The following is a 22,108-nucleotide window of genomic DNA, read 5'->3' as shown; positions in this document are numbered from 1 at the left end:
GTGGGGTTTTTTATGTCTAAGTCAAATGTAATTGAAAAATATTTACAAACTCTAATAAATGAAATAAGAGAAAAAAATATTAATAAATCCACTTTATTAGCTTACACAGATTTTCTAAATAAAAATGATACAGATTTAATAATAGAATATATTAGAAAAACCGGTTTTTTTAGACCCTCAAAGTATAATTTTGACACTACATTTATAAGTCAGTTTTTTTCAAAAATACAAAAACATGATAACTTTAAAAAATTTTCAGAATACTTTTCTAGCATTGAAAATTTATTCTATATATCAAAAAAAGTAAAAAATTATTACAATAATATTAAAATATTTATTTTATCTGAAAAAAACTTAATAAAATATTTCTTTGCAAAATCCGATAATATTTTTTACGACTATAAGAATAACAATGAAATTGAATTTACTCTTGAATGTATTTCATTTTTAATTCTAGAGTGTAAAAAAAATCAATATACAAATGGAATAAATTTAAGCAAACTTAACAATATTAGCGATAAAGACTACAACAACCTAATTAATTTTTCCAAAAAAATCATTAAATTTAAAAAGATTGAAATAAAAATAGATTTTTTTCACTATAAATTAGAAAAAATAATTAAAAAAAAATACAAGTTAACAAATAGTTCTTTTGAAAAAAGCATATCCATAGCTTATATAATGTATGATCTACAGCGTTATGCCGTTCACCATGACACTATAGAATTTAGAAAAAATGATGAAACTCTCAAAGAAACTATATCTAAAATATTAAATGAAAATAATATTGACTTATTTGTTGAATTAAAAGACAAACCCTTCTTACGCATATGTCCTAAACTAGTTTTACATCCAGATCTTGTAGAATTTTTTTCAAACAACTTTATTTATCTTGAAGAGGAGTCATCATTAAATTTCTTTTTTAAAGATAACTTTATTTCAGATAATTACTTTGATATTAAAATTTATAAAAATTTTACAATTATGGATATTATTAAATTACAAAGATTATTTTTCTTCATAAGTGAAATATATAGAAACTATACAATAAAATATAAAAAACATCATAAAAATGAATATATCTTGTTATCATCAATAATACCTTTAATTAATAAAGAAGATTTAATATTATTACTAAACAAAACATTAAATGATAAAAATAAAGACTTCATTGACTTGATTCAAAATACCATATCAACAGAATTTTATAATTTAAATGATTTTTTTGACATTCAATACAATCCAATTTTATTTTTAGGCAATGAGTTTCTAATCTCTCCCACGATATTATCTAAATCCAATCTTATTAGAAGCATATTACTTAAAATAAAAAATAATCTTTCTATTACACCTAATGGAGATAGAATGATAAAAATTTTAGAGAAAAAATTTAAAGATTTAGGTTTTTCTATTGCTACTGAGGTTAAATTTGGAATTTATGAAATAGATATCATTGCTAAGAAAGGTAATGAGGTATTTATATTTGAATGTAAAAACTCATATCATCCTGTTAATGAATTTGAATTAAGAAATACTTACTCTCATGTAAAAAAAGCTTCAAAGCAGCTAAATAATCTAGAAGAAATTATAAAAGATGTATCTAAAAGAAAGATTTTAGCAGATAAAATAGGATTTTCATTATATAAATCAAATTTTAATTTCGCAATTATTCTATCAAACAGAATGTTTAATGGATATATTTGCAATAATTACAGATGTATTAACTCATATATTTTAAAAAACTTATTAAATGAAGGTATCATTACTTTAAATTCGGATAAATATAGCTTATGGAAAAGTTTAACTTTTCATGAAAGTGATCTTGTTGACTTTATAAATGGTAAGTTTATATCTGACTATGAGTCTTTAGCCCATGAAAATTTTAGAAATTTAGATATTCAAGATGTTACAATTTCATATCAACGATTTGGATTCAAAATTGAAGAAATAGCAAAGTATATCCATAAAAACTACAGAAAAATATAAAATTCATTTATAGATTTAAATAGTAAAAGTAGAAATTCAAGAGTATTTTTTTGACTTTCTACATTTATCAGTATGTAGTTAATTTTTAATTTATTTAAATCATATCTATTTATCTTATTGATACACCCAACTTACCCAATACTCCCGGCGTCAAAAACGTCATCGCCACTTTGTTTAAATCGATATAACGTAGTGTTCCTTGTAACTGCTGTTTCACTGCCGGATCTTTTACAATCTCTTCACCTGCATTTTGCCCCAATTGCTGAAAACTTTGCCCCACTGCCTGCAAGCCTTCAGTTTGAATCACATTTTTGGTCTGTGCCGAACATTGATCGATAATAATTCGTTGCAACACTTGCGCAAGCTTTTGGTCAAGCTGATCTTTTTGTTCAGCGCTCACATTACTAAATGCTTTTAAATCGGGATGCACCGATAACGCCGCATAAGTCCATTGCAACACCGTCGTTTTATCGGCTCGTGTGGTCGATTTCACCAAGCAATCACTCAACTGATCCACTGCAGGGCCAGCATTTGCCATTTGAGTTGCTCCAAACATGGCCGCTACAAGTGTAAATGTACACGCAATGGTAGAACGTTTCTGCTCCAATAATGAATCACGACGCTGCAACATAAGTTTTACTCCAATCTGCAATTGCCTACTTTTAGCATATTTTGTTTTATTTAATCTGTTAGGTGGCTGTAAATATCACACTTAACCCTGACCGGTATAATTCCATTTTTGAGGAATATTGGGCTTCTTTGGTACTCGATTTAAATCGATATTTAAGTCGCGACTACCTTTATAAGATTTTTCACCCGAATCGGATGCTGGTGATACATCTAAATGATAGCGATAACGAAATTGCCATAGCATCGGCTTGAGTGGCCGAATATCCAAACTCAAGCCATCTTCATCATGACAACGCCCTTTTGAAGCTGCATAGTCCTGCTCTGAAAAGCATGCTCGAACCATTCGACTAAAACTAAATGGATAATTTTCAATAAAGCGATGTGCCTGACCTGAATCTTTTAATTCATAAAAACTGGCTTGTTCTATTTTTGCGCCACCACCCGAATACATTTCTGAAAACTGATCGATGACTGCAATCGCATAACGCTGCTGAGTCAGTGGAAAAAGTTTGGGAAATACATATTGTTTTTGATCAATGTCTTCGCTGGCGACTGTCACGATATTCCACTGTCGAATCAATTTATAACCCATCGCTGTCGGCTTAAATTGTGCAACATCATTACGATTCGATAAAACCCACAAATTCTGGTCTGGAGTTGTTAGGCTTCTCCATTGCACCCCTTTTTTGCATAGGTCTTTAAGTTGCTTACAGAGTTGATCTTGAGTGGTTTGGTTAAGTTGTCCAGTTTTGAAATCGAGAATCTGTAAAGGTGCAGCAAAAACAGAGCCACTCAAGCAGACAGATGCCCCCATTAAAAGTATTCCACCCAAACCAATTTTATGCTTAAGCATGATGTTTCCTTTGGCTATTTTACGTTCACAGTTTAATTATTTCACCACTGCTTCAATCTGATCGAGTTCCCAAACACCACCAGCCGCAATATTTTTACACATCCCTGTCCATCGGTTTTGATTTTGTACAAAGCGTTGTCCATCCCAAATCCATGATTGCTCTAACCAACAATCGCCAATTCCTCTGCCCTTAAACGCACTGCTGATTTCACCAGAAGCAATGTCGGTTGCCCATTCGGTCACATACGTGGCCTGCCCTTGCAATGACTGGTCTAATACCCATGCGCCATAGCCTTCGTTGTATGCACCGCGAACGCACAAGGTTGTAGCCAAAACTTTACCGTTGGTGAGTTTATACAACTGAATAGGTTGAGGTTTTGCACCTTTGTCGGCGCCGTTATAAATCCCTTCACAAAAATCGGTTTCTTTTGGTTTTGGATTTGCAGCTAACAAGCGTGCATGCAGGCTTTGATATTGTTTGGTGTTGGGTTTTAGGGTGAGATATGGCTGATCGGCTGTTTTTACCTTTTTAATCATTAATTTAGGCTGCGACATTAATACATTCGATTCATTTGCACTGCCTTTTTTGACGATAGCCCCCGTGGTACCAATACGTTTTTGCAAATCATCCATTTTAAGCAGTACGGCGGTCATACCTGCATCGGAAATATTCCAAACGTAATGCGAATTTTTAAAGCTCATCTTGGTTTTCTGCGAAGCTTGTTTGAGCAATGCATTCACTTGTGCAGCCGAAAGCGTGCCCATCAATGGCGATTCAACCCCTTTCACGGCGACAGCACCCAAATCTTTGTCATTGATATAAAAATGAATATTTTTGACTTGATTGGCAGCAAAGCTATCCTCGCCGCCATTTGCTAGCGCAAATTGTGCGCGTACAGGCTGCTTTGGCCCTGCCGCCCGAGTAAGTAGAATCGATGCTGGATTTTGCTGACCGTCATCACTTTGATAACCCGCGGCACGGCAAGTTCCAGTATTTGAACAATACACCTCCCAGTTTTGATGGGTAAAGGCAGTGCCCTGAATATCCTGTGCAAAGGCAAAGTAACTTATTGCCATAAAGCCACAACCTAACACTATTTTTTTTAGTTGGATCATTTGGAATTCTCATCAACTTATTATGAATCTATCCATCATTCTAAAACCTTTTTGAATGGAACAGTCATACATGCTTGTATTAAAAATATGCTAGCTTTAAAACAGCTATTTTATTGGGATCTATCCTTATAATGATAAAATTGATCATCAAAACTATTCTTTCTTTAGGTTCGATACTTTGGCTTCCGTTGACACATGCTGAAGTATCCACCTTTAAGCCGTCTTTTCCTCAATTTTCAAATACAGCTAAACAACGCCAAGCAATCAATCAAATATATGCATTGGGTGAAGTCTCCTTTAGCAATGATGTTCGCGTTCCTTTTTATGGTGTTACCGCACCTAATCCCGTCAATGATGGACTATTAAAAGGCTTTAAATCGTGTACAGCAAAAAGCTGTCATTTTGATTTTAATCTTTCTGCAGAGCAGGCCAAAAACTTAAAATTAATTGCAATTCCTGAAATTGGTGTGGTTTTGGTTCCTCGGAGCTGGCAAGACATACAAGCCGATGCAGGCGCCAATGGTACAGGTTCAGCATTGTTGATGAGCAAAAATCAAAAACAAGCTATTGAACTATATGATTCTTCAGTTTGTGTTGGTTGCGGTATGCCCTATGCCAGCCTGTATTTTCCAAACCTATTAAAAGAAAGCATAGAAAATGAATTTGGCGGTTATAAAGACTCACAGAAGTTGTTGAATGTGGTACATCCATCCAAATATAGCGCTTTCTTTAGTTATCAGATTCCGAAGCTGAATAATAAAACGCATGGCGTTGCAAAATATCGTGATGATGGCGACTTTAACTTTCGAGAAATCAAAGTCACGTTAGATAAATCACAGCAACATTTGGTTGGCCCGATTTTAAATTTCTATCAGTTTACTCATTAATTTTAACTACATTTTCAAATGACTGGCTAGCTTTCAACAGATTTAAAAAATGCGTCACACGGATATTGTTATCTTTGGCCCGATAAATTGCATAAATTGGTGCAATACATGGCTTTTTTGCTTCGAGTGACCGATAAACGATTTGTTTATTCCAGAAATCTTGAATGGATGCTGGCACAATCGACAACCCAATGCCTGCGGCAATCAAGTTTAAACTCGATGTAAGCCTTGGCGCTTCCTGAATAATATTTGGACTAAATCCAGCCTGATAGCAATTGGCTAAAATATTGTCAAACAAATCCTGACCCGCAAGACGCCGATATAAAACAAACTCAAAAGGTTCAAGGTCAATTAAACGAATCGTATCAGGATGTTCTACCAAAGGATGACTGGTTGGCAAAGCCACAATGAGAGGTTCGTTCAGTACATGCACACTGTGTAGTTCAGTTCTTACAGGGGCCGGTTTTCTTAAAAATGCAATGTCCAGTTTCTCGTTCATGACTGAATCGATGAGCGCACCGCTGCTTTCTTCTTCTAGATGAATCGAGACCTGAGCAAACTGATCACGATATCGACGTAATAATGCAGGTAAAAATGGATGTAAGCCGACCGAATTGGTAAAGCCAATATTGAGCTGTCCAGCTTTACCCTGTGCAATGCTCTGTACTCGTCTGGGAATGGCCTGTGCATGTGCCAAAATGGTGAGTGCTTCTTCATACAGTGCTTTGCCGGCCTCAGTTACTTCAACGCCACGAGGTAGTCGCTTAAGTAACTGAATTTCAAGCTCTTCTTCAAGGCTTTTAATCAGTCGTGTAAGAGGCGGTTGCTGCATATGCAGACGCTGTGCTGCTCTGGAAATATTATTTTCCTCGACCACCGCCACAAAGGCATTGAGTTTATGAATATCAATCATTGCTATACCTTTTCGGTATGTTTAATGGCAAAAATAGCATTTGTAAATATACCATGATCGGCTCATGCTATGTCTATCAAAGATTCAACAGTATGAGGGTTTAATGAAAGTACACGCCATACCAATAGCCAGTGAACAGACATCTACGCCCAGTTGTAAGGCTTTATTTATCGGGTTTATGAAACTTGGGCTCATGGGTTTTGGTGGAGTATTACCGCTGGCACATCGCATGATTGTTGAAGACCAGAAATGGCTCGATGAAGCACAATTTACCAATTTACTCGGAGTGTGCCAGCTTCTTCCCGGAGGCAATATTATTAATATGTCTGTTGCCATCGGGATGCAATTTCAAGGCGTAAAAGGTGCGTTCAGTTCAATTTTAGGGCTCATTTCAGCACCCACTTTGATTGTGCTGGGGTTGTATCAAATTTATGAACACTTTCAACATCTTCCAACTGTAAGACACATGATTCAAGGCCTTGCTGCAGCCGCGGCCGGATTACTGTTTGCCACAGGTTTAAAAATGCTACGCCCGATCATGAAAAGTTACTTAACTGCCCTGACCATCGTGCTGACGTTTATATTTATGCTGATCGTGAAAATTCCTTTGGCGCTCACTTTACTGATTTTACTGGTCATCAATTTTGTCATTTTGGGAGCTCGAAAAGCATGATATCGGTTTTGGTGGTTTTAGCAGGTGTTTTCGCGCAATTGTCTGTATTGGCCTTTGGTGGAGGTAATGCCATTTTGCCTGAAATGCAGCATCAGGTGGTGAATGTGCATCACTGGATGACGGCTGAGCAATTTAGTTCGCTATTTGCCATGGCACAGGCGGCACCCGGCCCCAATATGATGATTATCCCCTTGATTGGCTGGCATGTTGCAGGCCCAGCTGGCTTGCTGGTGACCTCATTGGCAAAATTTGGCCCCTCATCGATTATCACTGTATATGCATTAAAATTCTGGGATCGATTTAAAGCGCATCCATTACGTGGTCGTTTTGAGCAGGCATTAAAACCCATTACAGTCGGTCTGGTTTTGGTCAGTGCATGGCTGATTGCAGATGCATCAGCACAAAATATGTTTCTGATTGCCATTGTGGTATTCACTGCGGCAATGGGACTGGTCAAAAAAATTCATCCGTTATGGATCATGATCTGTGGTGCAGGCTTAGGGGTTGTCTTTCTTGGCTCATGATTCACTTTTGCCAACAAGAGCAGCATCGCGATATTTTATGTACACAGTGTGAATGGTTCTTCACACAACTCCTCTCATTTCTCCCTACTCTCTGGCTAGGCATGTCGCATCATAGACCTATAAAACAAGGTCAAGGGTGTAAATATGACTAAATTAAAAGCGATACTCGCAAGCGTTCTGGTGACATCAACCGTACTCACAGCAGGCTGTGTAGTCGATCCATTTGGTTACGATGGTCCTCATCATCGAGATGGCCATGGTCGCTATGATCGAGACCATCGTGGATGGGATGATCGTGGACGTTATGATCATCGTGGTTGGGATGACCGCCGCTAAATCAAATATCAAACAACGCTTTAAACATCAAAAAAGCCTTCATTGTACTGAAGGCTTTTTTGATTAGGATGATTGATCCAAAATTGATTCAAATGCTTTTAAACGCTTACGAATAGAAAGCAACTCAATAATCGTTTTCCACGAATTAATTAAATACTGGAATGAATCACGTACTTTATTGAATACTCCACCGATTTGATTGATCAAACCCAAACTTAGTTTACCCGCTGCAATCGATGGAAATAACACAACCAAATTGTAGAGAATATCTAACTGACCATACCAAGTCGCAGTCAAGTTAAAATAAGCATAGTGAAAATAAAGACGAAAGTAATTTGTACGCACACGGCTAAATAATTCTTTCAGTGTTGCGGGTCTAGCACGGTCAGCATGATCTTCACCATAGACCAACTCTTTACGATAGGCCGCTTCCACTTTTTGATTATTAAATTGCAAGCCAGGCAATTTAATCCCGACCACCATCAAAAGTACCGTACCAAATACTGCCCAAACGATGGCGGCCCAAACCAACGAATGATTAAGCTCACCAATAATCGGAACGACGGGTACATATTTGGAAAGCTGAAACAATAACGGTAAAAAGGCAATCAAGGTCATCATGGCCTTGACCAGTTCAACTCCCAAGTCTTCCATAATAGTGGCAAAACGCATGGTGTCTTCTTGCACACGCTGTGAGGCACCTTCGATGTAGCGGAGCTTATCCCAATGCGCTGTATAGAAATCATTCATTGCAGTACGCCAGCGAAAGACGTAATGGCTGGTAAAGAAGGAATTCACGACAGCCAGCGTTACCCCCACCATGGCAATATAAAGAAAAACTAGAGTTTCTTTATACAAATCCATAATGTTACCGCCACCATTGGTCAGCATACTCTGAATGAGATCCCAAAATGGGACATACCACGCATTGACCAAAACACTGATTTGTACGCCAAACCAGATATTAAATAAAATAAATGCACTTCCCCATATCGACCAGCGTTGCCAAGGGTTGTCTGACAGCATTTTCCAGAACCCAGCAAAAAGCGCGGTTGCGATAAAAAACCAGATATAAAACCATATAAATGCGGGAGACCAAAAACGTGCAACACTTACCGCCAGCTCCGCATCGGCATAGCCCTTAGGAAAGCCAACAAATTCGCCCCAGTGTTTTCCACCCGAGTACCACAGCAGCAGATTGATACCAAACCAAAAAATGAGGGATAAAACAAACCATTTCGGTTTTGGAAAAAATGATTTAAACATGGTAAATTTTTATTCCTTCATGACGAATCGTCGCATTTGAATCAAGCCTAAAGCGCGAAACTTAAATTTAACCTAAACGATATTTATCGTCTCGTTGTAGATTGATCCAATTTCCTGTTCTTTTAATCATTTTTTGTAACAAGTGCAAGCACCAAAGCATCTTCATACAATATCGCCATTGAGCCAGCTCAAAAACTCATTTTTTTGCAACGTGAAAAGCGTATGATAAAAGCGAAAATCACAACACATAATCATAACAGGACCCTAAAATGACAAAACAGATTCTCATGTTGGTTGGTGACTATGCAGAAGACTATGAAACCATGGTGCCTTTTCAGTTTTTAACTGCTTTAGGCTATGACGTGCATGCGGTGTGTCCAGATAAAATTGAAGGCGATCATATCGCTACAGCCATTCATGACTTTGAAGGTGAACAAACCTACAGTGAAAAGCGCGGTCACAATTTTGCCATCAATTATAATTTTGAAAACGTACAGCCCGATCAATATATCGGCTTGGTCATTCCGGGTGGACGAGCACCCGAATATCTGCGCATGAATGCACGCGTGATTGCCATTGTGCAGGCCTTCGATCAGGCCAAAAAACCGATTGCAGCGGTGTGTCATGGTGCACAAATTTTGGCAGCAGCAGACGTTTTAAAAGGTAAAACCTGTTCGGCTTATCCCGCTTGTGCTGCCGAAGTTAAACTGGCTGGTGGAACCTTTGCCGATATTTCCGTGACCGATGCCGTGACTGATGGTCATTTGATTACCGCACCCGCATGGCCTGCCCATCCTGAGTGGCTGGCACAATTTATTAAAGCCTTGGGAGCAACCGTTCAGCTTTAATACCATTTTTGTTTTTACGGCTGCTTGGCTTGCGCATCGACATTATGCAGATCAAGCGCCGTTTGAATCGCATCTAATTTTTTTTGTGCAGCATTGATGCCCGCCTGAATGGTGGCCTCACGTTCTTTTACATCAAAGATATGTGCTTTTTCATAAAGTTCTGGCTGAATCACAATATCAGCATGTTTAAGTTCTTCATCCGCCAAACGGTTTTGCATAATATTAATGTTCTGGTTAAACAGTCCCCAGATGTTGGTGGTTTCTGTATGGATGGGCTGTGCCAGAATATCGACTGCAATAACGACGTCTGCACCGAGTGATCGGGCAACTTCGACCGGTACAGGGCTGACCAGTCCACCATCGACATATTCTTTATTTTGAATTTTTGTAGGTACAAACATACTCGGAATCGAAATTGACGCTCGGACGGCTTGCCCGGTATTACCCTGATTAAAAATAGTTTGTTTGCCTTGTTTAAGCTCGGTTGCCACCACAAACATCGGAATTTTCATGTGCTCGAGTGGCTGATGATTAACTTGCTGATTGACATAATCTTCAACTTTTTTACCATCAAAAAAGCCTTTTTTATCGAGGGTCAGTTCACGCACATCGCCCACTTTTAAATTAAGCGCGATATCTCGTAACTCACTCGATGTTTTTCCGCTTGCATAAATCGCGCCCACAATACTGCCTGCACTGGTGCCCACGATAAAGTCTGGACGAATACCATGCTGTTCGAGTACTTCAATCACGCCAATGTGTGCATAGCCACGCGCACCACCACTGCCCAAGACCAGCGCCACAACCGGGCGTTGCTGCTTGATCGATGCAAAGGAAGCTGCGACCTGATCACGCTGTGTTTCTAGTAAAGGCTGCGCAATTGGTTGATGCTTTTCTACGGGTGCGTGTTGACACCCTGCAAGTATCAGGGAAAATCCAAACAGTAGAATAGACAGACATCTCATTGCAATAAAAAACCTTTATCCTATTTTTTTTGTTTGGCAAGTTTAGTCGCAAGTTACAAGAAAAGCTGTATCGAATTTATATCAGCTCAAAAAAAAGCAGCCTGTGAAACAGACTGCTTTTTTATTTTGAATTTTAATTACCAGATATCGCTATCGACTTTTTTCTTCATCTCAGGATATTGATCAATCTTGAATTCAGGGTTTTTGATTCCCTTTTTCATTTGTTCACGATAATCCTTGAGAAGCTTACGAACAAATGGCGTGAGCAACAAAATCGCAATCAGGTTGATGGTCGCCATAATACCCATAAACAAATCGGCCATCGACCAAACCAACGGAACACTGCTGATTGCGCCGAAGTAAACCATGAACAATACAAAAATACGGAAGATGAACATGACTTTCGGGCTGTTATTGATGAACTGCATATTGCCTTCTGCATAGGCATAGTTGCCCAGCACAGCCGAATAACAGAACAAAAATAGCAATACCGCAAGAAAATCACCGCCCCAGCTACCTAGCTGTGATTCAAGCGCACGCTGGGTCATTTCAACCCCAATGGTGCCACCGTCGTGATAAACACCCGAAATCAGGATAATCAATGCCGTTGAGGTACATACAATGAAGGTATCTACAAATACACCGAGCATCTGTACCAAGCCCTGATCGACTGGATGTTTCACTTCCGATGCAGCAGCGGCGTTCGGTGCAGAACCCATCCCCGCTTCATTTGAAAATAGACCGCGCTTGATGCCCTGCATCATGGCCAATGAAATCATTCCACCAAAAAAGCCACCTGCCGCTGCTTTAAACTCAAATGCTTCGGTGAAGATCAGTTTAAAAACATCAGGCAAAATATCGTAGTTGATGACTGCAATATATAGTGCAGCCGCCAAATATAAACCTGCTTTAATTGGAACAAACATTTCAGCAAATTTGGCAATCCGTTTGATACCACCAAAAATGGCAATTGCCACCAATACCACCAAGGCCAAGCCAACCCAAGATACTTCGAAGTTGAGGCCGCCAAGAGGCAAGATGATATTGGCTTTATCCCAGCCCCAAGAGTGCGAGGTTGCATTGGCAATCGCATTGATTTGTACTGAGTTAAATACAAAACCATAGGTAAAAATAAGAGAAATGGCAAACACAAAGCCGAATGTTTTACTCTTTAATCCCTGAGTAATGTAGTAGGCAGGTCCACCGCGGAACTGTTTAGTTTGCGTGTCACGGACTTTAAACAACTGAGCCAGTGTAGATTCGGTAAATGCCGAACTCATACCCAATAACGCAGTTACCCACATCCAAAACACTGCGCCAGGCCCACCTAACGCAATCGCGATCGCCACACCGGCGATATTTCCAACCCCAACACGGCTTGCAAGACCAGTTACAAAGGCCTGAAACGGTGTAATACCGTGTTCATCTTCACCGTCTTTACGGCTTCCCTTCATGACTCGAATACTTTGCCAGAACATACGAATTTGCACCGCTTTGGTTGCGATGGTGTAAAACGTACCTGCTGCCAGCAAGAAAACGACCAGAAAATCCCATAAAGGATCATTAAAAAAGCTGACCCAAGACATCAGGGTTGCAGTTAATTGTTCATTCATATCTGAAACACTTGTGTTTACCATATCACTATGGTGTCTATCTAAATCCCACTAAATAAATAAAAAAGCCTCTACAATCAGAGGCTTTTTTATTTATCGACATTTTGAATCAATGTGCCCTAAATCATTTCTCTAGTTTCACACAAAAAACTTAAGAATTACTTGAATTACGGTCGCATTGATTAAATCAACAAAAAATGCACCACACAGTGGAACAATTAAAAAAGCTTTATGAGATGGCCCATACATATTGGTGATCGCTTGCATATTCGCGACGGCGGTAGGCGTTGCCCCCATCCCAAAACCACAATGCCCTGCTGCAAGAACAGCAGCATCATAATTCTTGCCCATGACCTTGAAGGTCACGAAAGCTGCGTATAATGCCATTGTTAAGGTTTGTGCTGCAAGGATAATCACTAAAGGACCAGCCAAATCGACCAATTGCCAGAGTTTGAGCGATAAAAGTGCCATGGCCAGATACAACGATAACGATGCATTACCGAATACATCAATCGCGCGATCAAAAATATCGACACGAAAAATGCTTTCCAATACGTTACGTAAAATGACGCCGCCGCCAAGCGCCCACACAAATGTAGGTAGCTCAAACCAGGTGCCTTTACTGTAACCGGTCATGAATTCTGCAAAGGCCAGACACGCTGCAAACATCCCCAATGTGGTAATGGCATTGTCTGCCGTGATGAGACGTACTTGATGCGGATTTTCAAATGGCGCAAGATTTTCAGGATGCTCATCAACATGCGTATCTCGATTACGAATTTGTGCGTCGGTTCGAGCATGCGACAATTGATGGCGTTGAATCAGAAACTTGGCCAAAGGCCCGCCAATAATCCCGCCGATAATCAAGCCAAAGGTCGCACTGGCCATGCCGAGTGCCAAAGCGCCCTGAATACCATGTTGAGTCTCTAGAATTTCTCCCCACGCCCCTGCAGTACCATGCCCACCTGTAAGTGTAATCGAACCTGCGATCAGTCCAATTAACGGATCGATACCCAGCAAGGTGGCCAGACTCATGCCAACCAAGTTTTGCACGACAATAAACGAAGCAACGCAGACCAAGAAAATTACCAGCCCAATACCGCCTTCTTTGAGCTTGGCAAAGTGCGCACTTAAACCAATCGAAGCAAAGAAAATCAGCATAAAACTGGTCTGGAGTTCACTACTAAAAGTAATGCTGTAGCCCCAGATCGAATGTACCACCAACGACAACAGCGCAGCAACAAGGCCGCCTGCGACTGGTTCAGGAATGTTGTAACGTCTCAGAAAGTCAATTTTATTGACTAAAAATCGCCCTAAAAGTAATACGATGACCGCTGCAATCAACGTATAAAAGGCATTAAATGTAAATTCCATATATTTTCCATTTAACTCTCAAGCATTTAATCGATTTTCATTCTTCTAATATGTGAATGATAAAGATGACTAAACGGAACCTTGAGAACAATTACCCAAAAGAAGTGAAACAGAAAGATGAATTCAGATAAGAACAAACCGTTTGATTTGAAGCAAAGCTAAAAATCACAGGCTATTCAGTATAGTATACCATTACAGTAGACACCGTATTTTTGCTGTAATTGTGGCGATTTTTTACGCAATATCACTCATTTTTTCATAGTTCCAGTTGCAGTTTATCCACTACAGTCTGTTTTTGATTTTATAAAATCGGTTTAAAAATTGCAGATGAATCCTTTATAGTGGAGGCATTAAAAAACGGATAAGGAACGCCCATGCAGTCCGAGCAAGTTCAATTGGTCGATCAAGCCATTACGTCTCGACATTCGGTTCGTGCTTTTTTACCCACCCCCATTGAACCTCAAATCATCAAAGATATTCTGGCAGTCGCAAGCCGTGCACCGTCGGGGACCAACACTCAGCCATGGAAAGTGTATGTAGTCACTGGCAAAACACGCGACACCATGATTCGCCGAGTATGTGACGCTCAAATCGCACTGACCAATGATCCAAGCCACGCCGAGCAGTATCAGGAAACATTCGCTTATTATCCTGAAAAATGGATTTCACCCTTTATTGATCGCCGCCGTGAAAATGGCTGGGGCCTGTATGGATTACTCAATATTCAAAAGGGCGAAAAAGAAAAAATGGCCCAACAGCAATTACGTAACTTCCAGTTATTTGATGCACCGGTTGGACTGTTTTTTACCGTCAATAAAATGATGGGCGTCGGATCGAAAATGGATATTTCCATGATGATTCAAAACGTCATGATTGCTGCCAAAGCCCGTGGACTAGATACCTGTCCCCAAGCTGCATGGAATCATTTTCATCCGATTGTGCTTGATGTACTTCATGCATCTGAAGATGAAGAGCTGGTCTGTACGGTGGCTTTAGGCTATGCAGACCCAGATCATATTGTGAATACCTTTATTACACCACGTGAAAGCGTCGAGAGCTTTACCCAGTTTTTAGATTAAATCCATCGACTCAATCAAAAAAGACCTGAATATGCAGGTCTTTTTTATTTATTTGAGGGCTTAAGCCTTTTGCAGCTTAAGCTGACGTGCGACAGCAAAAATCGCGATTACTCCTGCGCCAGAAAATAGCATCATCATGATGCCCATGTTCAGTAGGGCATTCCAAACCAGAAAGTTTAAAATTACACCACCCAATAAACCGCAGCCAAACTGCATACTGCCCATAATGGCACTGGCTGTACCTGCACGGGCGCCTTGTCTCGACATTGCCAGCGCCATGGCATTAGGTCCAGTCATCCCCAGCCCTGAAACAGCTAAAAACAAACCTGCCATCACCATTGCAATTGGCGCATCTGAAATCAGGCCACTCAAAAGTACTAACGCTGCACCTGTTAGCTGAATGAACCCCCCTATTTTAAGCCGAGTCATGGTGCCAAGTTTGGATACCAGCTTTTTATTGATGGAAGAGACAATCATGATTCCTAAGGCATTAAAGCCAAACGCATAGGCAAACTGCTGCTGCTCCAAACCATATTGATCCATTAAAACAGAAGATGCTGAACTGATATAACTAAACAATACCCCACCAGTTAAACACCCCGCCAACATCGGGAAACGAAAACTGGTATCTTTAAAAATCGCGGCATATAAAGTCACCACCTGATAAGGGCTAAGTTTTAAGCGTTTTTCAGGTGCCAAAGTTTCATCAAAGAAGAAATGAATGCACAATAAACATACGCAGCCAATCAGTGCGAGTAACCAAAAAATAGCCTGCCAATGGAAAAACTCCAACACCATTGCACCCAGCGCTGGCGCTGCAATCGGTGCAATCCCCATCACAATCATCATACTTGAGAAGGCCTGTGCCGAACCTTGTACATCGAGCCTGTCACGTATGGCAGCACGTGCAATCACAACACCCACGCAGCCGCCCAGCGCCTGTACCAGTCGGGCTAAAATAAGCGACCATTCATCTTGCGCCAATACACATAATGCACTGGCCACCACATATAAAGTGAGTCCAACATATAACGGCGCTTTACGGCCGATTCGGTCACTGATCGGGCCATAAACAAGTTGACCGATTGCCAAACCTAAGAAATATGCAGGCAGGGTATTGGCCACCATACGCGTGGTGGTTCCAAAATCACTGGCCATTTGTGGTAAGGCTGGCAAGTACATATCAATCGACAGCGGCCCAAGTGCGGTCAAAAGGGCCAGCAGCATAATCCACGCAATTGAATATTGACCGGGTAATCTACTTTCGGACATAGTCACATTTTAATATTAAATACGGAGTGTGAAGACAAGCTTACACTGTCCATAGTATGATTTCACTGAGTAATAATAACGATGATGACTCAACCTGACGTGCATGCAGGGAGGTGTCTTTCACTCAATAGCTTAAAGGAATCCCCTTGAACTCTTGGTTTTCCAAACTCAAACAAGCGACTTATAACACTTCGCTGATGTATAACCTTCGGATGCTGATTGCATTTGCAGGCACTGCCTTTGTGCCCTATTTTCTCGATTATCAACTGGCCACTATTCCGCTCACCCTCGGTGTGGTTGCCGCTGGCTTGAGTGATATCGACGACCGCTTTTCTGTTCGAATCATGAATCTGATCTATACCTACGTGGGCTTTTTTGCCGCCGCAACTTCGGTACAGCTTTTGTTTCCACATCCGGTGGCATTTGCACTGGGGTTGATTGTGGCCTGTATTTTCTGGATTTTATTGGGCTCTTTAGGGCGCCGATACACCACTATTTCCTATGGATGCTTGGTGGTGTCGGTTTACTCGATGCTCGGCGTACACCTTTTCCCAGAATGGTACATGCAACCTGCTCTTTTAGTGTGCGGTGCAGCTTGGTATGGTTTGATCGCCACGATTAGTTTCTTGTTATTTCCGATTCGTCCCGTACAAGATAAATTATCGGCCTGCTATGCATCGCTGGGTGATTTTTTATTTGCTAAATCCAGTGTATTCGATGTCGATATGACACCTGACAGTTATCAGCAATCCTTGATTGATCTATCGATGGAAAACGGCAAACTGGTCGGGATTTTTAACGATTTAAAAGCTTCATTGCTCACCCGACTCAAAGGCGATCGCGGACAAAAAGACACCCGACGCAGCCTGCAATATTATTTTGTGGCACAAGATATTCATGAGCGCGCAGACTCGGCGCATATCAATTATCAAGAACTGAGTAAAATTTTTCAGCACAGCGACATTTTGTTTCGTTTCCAACGTATTTTGACCATACAAGGCAAAGCCTGCAAGGATTTAAGCGAAAGTATTTTAAAGCGGCAACCCTACAAACATAACAAGCGCTTTAAACACACCTTTGAAAATCTCAAACAGTCTTTGGGGAAATTACGTCACGATCAGGTTTATGATCCGCTTTGGGTCAATGCGCTGTATGCGCTTTATCAAAATTTGAAAGGTATCGATGCACAGTTACGTAATTTAGAAACCGAACGTAATATTGCTTTAGATAAAGTGAAGCAGATGGATCATCAGCTTAAAGACGACGATCTTAAGGGCTGGAACGATATCATTGTGCGGATTCGTCAAAACCTAACACCAGAGTCGGTGTTATTTCGTCATGCTGTTCGACTTTCTGTGGTGTTGTTTGTAGGCTACATTTTTGTCCAAACAACCGGTATTCAATACGGCTACTGGATTCTATTGACTGCGCTGTTTGTTTGTCAGCCTAATTTTAATGCCACCAAACGCCGACTGCGATTACGAATTGTGGGTACATTGGTCGGCATCATTATTGGTATTGCGATCTTATACTTTGTTCCTTCACTTGAAGGTCAGTTGCTGATTTTGGTGTTGAGTGGCGTGTTGTTTTTTGAACTGCGCAGTAAACAGTATGCACAAGCCACAGCCTTTATTACCATTTTGGCGCTGATTAACTTTAATTTAGATGGCTTCGGTTTTTCTGCGGGATTACCACGCATGATCGATACCCTCATCGGCTGCGCGCTGGCGTGGCTGGGCGTTAGCTTCATCTGGCCAGACTGGAAGTTTCGACGCTTACCGCGCACCATTCGCCGTGCCATTCAGGCGCAGTGTAATTATCTGGTCGATGTGGTGCAGCAGTATCATCATGGTCGTAATCATGGTCTGAGCTATCGGATTGCGCGCCGCACTGCGCACAATACCGATGCAGATGTGGCATCTTTAATTTCTACCCTTGCGACCGAACCTGATTTTGATCCGATTCAAAAAAATCTGGCATTCGAATTTCTGTGCTTACATCATACTTTTCTCAGTTATATTGCTGCGCTGGGTGCACATCGTGAAAAGATTGATGATCAAGAGATTCTCAATCTACTCGATAAAGCATTAGACGACATTCAAGGGGCTTTACTCAGAGATGAAATGCCCGGGCTAACCGCACAGAATATGCTGCAAACCATTCGGCAGCGTTTAAAGCAAAATAGTGAAGAAGATCAACTGGCTATTATTATTTTGCAGCAGCTTTCCCTGATGTACAGTATTTTGAATCAGCTCAGTACACTCAAGCAAAGCCTGAGTCATGATCGGGATGATGCCGCCACCGAATTGGCATCGCTGTAAATCGCATGAAAATGGCACAATATATTCACGGATTGGCGTGATTTAATGCTAAACTTTGGCGAGTTTAAAATTCACTAATTGCATTTGCACTATGACCGCGAAAACTTTATACGCTTATACGCTACAGCCTGTTAACTACGAAGTGTCTGAAGCTGAACAACGTGATGCTCAGCTTAAGATTTGGCGTAGCACCAATAAAATCAGCACAAAAGCATGGATCATCATGGCAGTGGTTTTACTACTGTCTATCGCAGGGATTATTCTTCTTAAAAACTATTCCACCATTTTTTGCTGGGTTGCCATCATCTGTGTGGTGTTGTACTTCGTACTGCGGAAGTATGGCCTAGAATGGTATGTAAAACGCAAAATGAATGAATTTCCAGTTCAGGAAATTAAAGGTGTTCGTTTGGGCGTGCAGCCACACGGTATTGTAATGCGTCAGCAGATGAATGGCCAAGAAGGTGTTGGCACCATTGGCTGGAAAGACATCTATGAATGGTATAACACTCCAGATTTTATCTTACTGAATTTTAAAGTAAAAGGACAGCAAGGTGCATATTTGCTTCCAAAGCGTATGGACACCAAGAATTTTTCATTTAATACCATTCGTAAGCACCTGAACGAACAAGTCGGTGATGCAAAATCGTTTTAATTTGAAAACCTAAAAAAAGCCTCCGTACGCGGAGGTTTTTTTTATCTGTATTATTAAATGATAATGAAAATTAATATTATCTCGAAAATCCATATTATCTAACGAATCTTGAGCTATACTCTAGCAAAATTTAAATCTCTAATTTTGCGTTTACAGCCATGTTAAAAAAAGTCTTTTTCCAGATTCATTGGTTTTTGGGGATCAGTGCGGGTCTTATCCTTGCGTTGATGGGAGTAACGGGTGCGATTTATTCGTACGACCAGCAGATTTTAAAACTCATTAATCAGGACAGTTATGTTGTTCAGGCGCAACATACGCCTAAACTCACACCTGCACAGTTGTATCAGCACTTTGAGCAGCGTCAGCCCGATCTAAAAATCAATAGTATTACTATCGCCAAAGATGCAACCGCCTCCTCCACCTTAAATATTCAAAAAGAAGGTGAACGTCGCGGCTATAACATGATGGTGAATCCTTATACGGCTGAGGTACTGCCTGAAATCAAGGGACGTGGATTCTTTCAATTTGTTCAGCAGTTACACCGCAACCTAACGTTCGGGCCGGTGGGCAAGCAAATTACGGCAGCATGTACCTTAATTTTGATCTTTTTTGTACTCAGTGGACTCTATTTACGCTGGCCAAAACGTCACACATGGCGTCAGTGGTTGTTTGTAAAGCCAAAACTTAAAGGGCGCAATTTTATTTGGGATCTGCATGCCGTTATAGGTACATGGGTGGTGGTATTTTATTTATTGATGGCATGTACGGGCTTGTATTGGTCGTATGACTGGTGGCGTGACGGTATGTTTAAGCTGATGGGTGTTGAACGACCACAACCACAAATGCAGGCCGGACCTCGTAATGCACAAGGTCAAGTGACAAATCGGATGCAAGGTCAGCCTCAACAAGGCCATGCAGGACGAGAACATCGTGGTGAAGGCCGCGGTGAATCTCGCGAACAACTCTCTTCTGCACAAATTTATGATGCACTGAACAAGACATGGACTGGTTTTAACACCCAACTTGGCCGCGATTATTCGTCTATTACGCTCAATTTACCTAAAAAAGCCGATCAAACGATTGAGCTCTCTTTCATAGATGCAACACCACAGCATGAACGCGCCCGTAACTCAGCCGTCTATCACTATGGGACGGGTAAAATTGAAAAATTAGAGCTGTATGAAGACAAAAAACTCAATGAAAAAATCATGAGTAGCATGTTGCCAGTCCATCGCGGCAGTTTCTTTGGCCCAGTGTACCACTTTTTTGCAATGCTTACTTCTTTGGCGATGCCGCTGTTTTTTGTGACGGGTTGGATGCTGTATCTAAAACGCCGTAAGCAGAAAAAATTAACCTTGGCTGCACGCCAGCATGTCAGTGATCATTATATCGATCCAAATGCAACGCCTTGGCTCATCACGTATGCCTCTCAAACGGGTGTGGCGGAACAGCTGGCATGGCGCACTGCAACACGACTACTAGAAGCGCATCAACCCGTTCAGGTTCGACCGGTTCAGCAATTAACCGAAAGTGACTTCAAAAATTCACCACAAATTTTGTTTGTACTCAGCACCTATGGCACAGGCGAAGCCCCAGATCTGGCCAGCAACTTCGAGAAAAAATTCTTAAAGTCATCAATGGTTTTGGACCATCTCAACTATGCCATTTTGGCACTGGGGTCAAAAGAATATCCAGACAGCTACTGTGCCTTTGGCCATCGGGTCGACCTATGGTTGAAACAGTCTGGTGCACATGCCTTGTTTGATGTAATTGAAGTTAATAATGCTCATCCTGATGACATTCAAAAATGGAACACGGCACTGGCCAGTGCCACCAAACTTGAACTTCAGTCGATGAACATCGAAAAAATCTTTGATGAATGGAGATTGAGCAAGCGTGAGCTTTTAAATCCCAATAGCCAAGGTGCATCTGCATATAATCTGGAATTTACTACAGCCAATGATAGCATCTGGCAAGCTGGTGATATTGCAGAGATTCAACCGGGTAACTCGCCTGCACGAGTGAAGGCCTTTCTAGAAAAGCATCAGTTATCCGCACAAACTTATGTAGAGAGCGTTGAAAGTAAGCTGGCTCAAGCACTTTGGAATCGTGATTTAAGCACTGATGTCGAACCATTTGCCAATCCGGAACATTTACTCGAACAACTTGCTGTATTACCGACTCGCGAATACTCAATTGCCAGTATTCCAAGCCAGCAAGTATTACGATTAACCGTTCGCCAGCAGTTTGATCAAAATGGTCAATTGGGCTTGGGCTCTGGCTGGCTAACCGAACATTTAAGCGTGGGTGAATCTGTGGCCCTGCGTATTCGTACCAACCCCTCGTTTCATCTCATCGATGACAACCGCCCTATTGTTTGCATTGGAAATGGAACTGGAATTGCCGGCTTGATGAGCTTATTACATGCCCGAATTCGTCACGACTATACGGAAAACTGGCTGATTTTTGGTGAGCGCCAGCAAGCATGTGACTTTTTTTACGAAAATACGATTCGCGCATGGCAAAGCACAGGTATGTTGAAACGATTGGATCTGGTGTTCTCACGCGATCAGGCACAAAAATGCTATGTTCAAGATATCTTGAGAGATCAGGCACAGATTTTAAAACAATGGATTGATGCAGATGCTGTCATTTACGTTTGTGGCAGTATCGAGGGCATGGCATCGGGTGTCGATCAGGCACTCACCGATATTTTAGGTGAAACTCAACTCGATGCGCTTAGAGCACAAGGTCGTTATCGACGTGATGTTTACTAAAATAATGTAGCAAATTCAATAAT

19 protein-coding genes are annotated in these 22,108 nt (G+C 40.9%); 10 read left to right on the top strand and 9 right to left on the bottom strand.

The features are described from left to right. The first annotated feature begins 12 nt into the window (after positions 1 to 12). Positions 13 to 1,986 (top strand): hypothetical protein, encoded by a 1,974-nt coding sequence (locus QLG00_RS07515; protein WP_282470742.1) that lies wholly within the window; start codon positions 13 to 15, stop codon positions 1,984 to 1,986. 109 nt (positions 1,987 to 2,095) lie between these two features. Here QLG00_RS07515 and QLG00_RS07510 read toward each other — a convergent pair whose 3' ends face one another. The 3 genes from QLG00_RS07510 to QLG00_RS07500 form a co-directional block, all read right to left on the bottom strand. Then, entirely contained in the window at positions 2,096 to 2,617 is a 522-nt protein-coding gene (locus tag QLG00_RS07510; protein WP_282470741.1) for a hypothetical protein, read from the bottom strand. Between the two features lie 81 nt (positions 2,618 to 2,698). Then, positions 2,699 to 3,469, bottom strand: coding sequence for a hypothetical protein (locus QLG00_RS07505; protein WP_282470740.1), 771 nt, complete (start codon positions 3,467 to 3,469; stop codon positions 2,699 to 2,701). Positions 3,470 to 3,505: 36 nt separating this feature from the next. After that, positions 3,506 to 4,585, bottom strand: coding sequence for a DUF1176 domain-containing protein (locus QLG00_RS07500; RefSeq protein ID WP_282470739.1), 1,080 nt, complete (start codon positions 4,583 to 4,585; stop codon positions 3,506 to 3,508). Between the two features lie 131 nt (positions 4,586 to 4,716). Here QLG00_RS07500 and QLG00_RS07495 point away from each other — a divergent pair, with 131 nt between their 5' ends. After that, a complete protein-coding gene (locus QLG00_RS07495) occupies positions 4,717 to 5,472 on the top strand; it encodes a DUF4850 domain-containing protein (protein WP_282470738.1) in 756 nt (251 codons plus the stop codon). Here the strand turns inward: QLG00_RS07495 and QLG00_RS07490 are convergent. Further along, positions 5,462 to 6,385, bottom strand: coding sequence for a LysR substrate-binding domain-containing protein (locus tag QLG00_RS07490; RefSeq protein ID WP_282470737.1), 924 nt, complete (start codon positions 6,383 to 6,385; stop codon positions 5,462 to 5,464). The genes QLG00_RS07495 and QLG00_RS07490 overlap by 11 nt on opposite strands. A gap of 103 nt (positions 6,386 to 6,488) precedes the next feature. Here QLG00_RS07490 and QLG00_RS07485 point away from each other — a divergent pair, with 103 nt between their 5' ends. From QLG00_RS07485 to QLG00_RS07475, 3 genes are all read left to right on the top strand, one after another. Beyond that, positions 6,489 to 7,058 carry a chromate transporter gene (locus QLG00_RS07485; protein ID WP_004945727.1) on the top strand — a complete coding sequence of 190 codons (570 nt, stop codon included), beginning with the start codon at positions 6,489 to 6,491 and terminating at the stop codon, positions 7,056 to 7,058. Continuing rightward, positions 7,055 to 7,582 (top strand): chromate transporter, encoded by a 528-nt coding sequence (locus QLG00_RS07480; protein WP_004935238.1) that lies wholly within the window; start codon positions 7,055 to 7,057, stop codon positions 7,580 to 7,582. Before QLG00_RS07485 ends, QLG00_RS07480 begins: the two co-directional genes overlap by 4 nt. A gap of 144 nt (positions 7,583 to 7,726) precedes the next feature. Next, entirely contained in the window at positions 7,727 to 7,918 is a 192-nt protein-coding gene (locus QLG00_RS07475; protein ID WP_025094528.1) for a hypothetical protein, read from the top strand. A 63-nt stretch (positions 7,919 to 7,981) separates the two neighbouring features. On the opposite strand, the gene sbmA is transcribed toward QLG00_RS07475, so the two are convergent. Beyond that, a complete protein-coding gene (gene sbmA / locus QLG00_RS07470; protein WP_282470736.1) occupies positions 7,982 to 9,184 on the bottom strand; it encodes a peptide antibiotic transporter SbmA in 1,203 nt (400 codons plus the stop codon). Between the two features lie 269 nt (positions 9,185 to 9,453). Between sbmA and QLG00_RS07465 the strand changes: the two genes are divergently transcribed. Beyond that, positions 9,454 to 10,032 carry a DJ-1/PfpI family protein gene (locus tag QLG00_RS07465; protein WP_151815709.1) on the top strand — a complete coding sequence of 193 codons (579 nt, stop codon included), beginning with the start codon at positions 9,454 to 9,456 and terminating at the stop codon, positions 10,030 to 10,032. A gap of 14 nt (positions 10,033 to 10,046) precedes the next feature. On the opposite strand, the gene QLG00_RS07460 is transcribed toward QLG00_RS07465, so the two are convergent. The 3 genes from QLG00_RS07460 to gltS all read right to left on the bottom strand — a co-directional run bounded on the left by QLG00_RS07460 (position 10,047) and on the right by gltS (position 13,984). After that, positions 10,047 to 10,997 carry a patatin-like phospholipase family protein gene (locus QLG00_RS07460; RefSeq protein WP_004935221.1) on the bottom strand — a complete coding sequence of 317 codons (951 nt, stop codon included), beginning with the start codon at positions 10,995 to 10,997 and terminating at the stop codon, positions 10,047 to 10,049. A 137-nt stretch (positions 10,998 to 11,134) separates the two neighbouring features. Then, complete coding sequence (locus QLG00_RS07455) at positions 11,135 to 12,610, bottom strand: alanine/glycine:cation symporter family protein (protein WP_034440484.1); 1,476 nt, start codon at positions 12,608 to 12,610, stop codon at positions 11,135 to 11,137. A gap of 138 nt (positions 12,611 to 12,748) precedes the next feature. Then, the gene (gltS, locus tag QLG00_RS07450; protein WP_004935218.1) at positions 12,749 to 13,984 is read right to left on the bottom strand and encodes a sodium/glutamate symporter; all 1,236 of its coding nucleotides are present in this window, start codon (positions 13,982 to 13,984) and stop codon (positions 12,749 to 12,751) included. A 374-nt stretch (positions 13,985 to 14,358) separates the two neighbouring features. On the opposite strand from gltS, the gene QLG00_RS07445 reads away from it, so the two are divergent. Further along, entirely contained in the window at positions 14,359 to 15,063 is a 705-nt protein-coding gene (locus tag QLG00_RS07445) for a nitroreductase (protein ID WP_282470735.1), read from the top strand. A 60-nt stretch (positions 15,064 to 15,123) separates the two neighbouring features. On the opposite strand, the gene QLG00_RS07440 is transcribed toward QLG00_RS07445, so the two are convergent. Then, positions 15,124 to 16,335, bottom strand: coding sequence for a multidrug effflux MFS transporter (locus QLG00_RS07440; RefSeq protein WP_282470734.1), 1,212 nt, complete (start codon positions 16,333 to 16,335; stop codon positions 15,124 to 15,126). Positions 16,336 to 16,481: 146 nt separating this feature from the next. On the opposite strand from QLG00_RS07440, the gene yccS reads away from it, so the two are divergent. The 3 genes from yccS (at position 16,482) to QLG00_RS07425 (ending at position 22,085) form a co-directional block, all read left to right on the top strand. Then, positions 16,482 to 18,656, top strand: a complete 2,175-nt coding sequence (yccS, locus tag QLG00_RS07435) for a YccS family putative transporter (RefSeq protein WP_282470733.1) — start codon at positions 16,482 to 16,484, stop codon at positions 18,654 to 18,656. 91 nt (positions 18,657 to 18,747) lie between these two features. Then, positions 18,748 to 19,308 (top strand): YcxB family protein, encoded by a 561-nt coding sequence (locus QLG00_RS07430; RefSeq protein ID WP_004945714.1) that lies wholly within the window; start codon positions 18,748 to 18,750, stop codon positions 19,306 to 19,308. 158 nt (positions 19,309 to 19,466) lie between these two features. Continuing rightward, on the top strand, positions 19,467 to 22,085 hold the full coding sequence (locus tag QLG00_RS07425; protein ID WP_282470732.1) for a sulfite reductase flavoprotein subunit alpha: 2,619 nt from the start codon (positions 19,467 to 19,469) through the stop codon (positions 22,083 to 22,085). Positions 22,086 to 22,108: the final 23 nt, after the last annotated feature.

Origin of the sequence: Acinetobacter sp. V89_7, assembly GCF_029967895.1 — a bacterium.
Taxonomy (GTDB): domain Bacteria; phylum Pseudomonadota; class Gammaproteobacteria; order Pseudomonadales; family Moraxellaceae; genus Acinetobacter; species Acinetobacter soli.
This window is presented reverse-complemented; position numbering and strand designations above follow the sequence as displayed.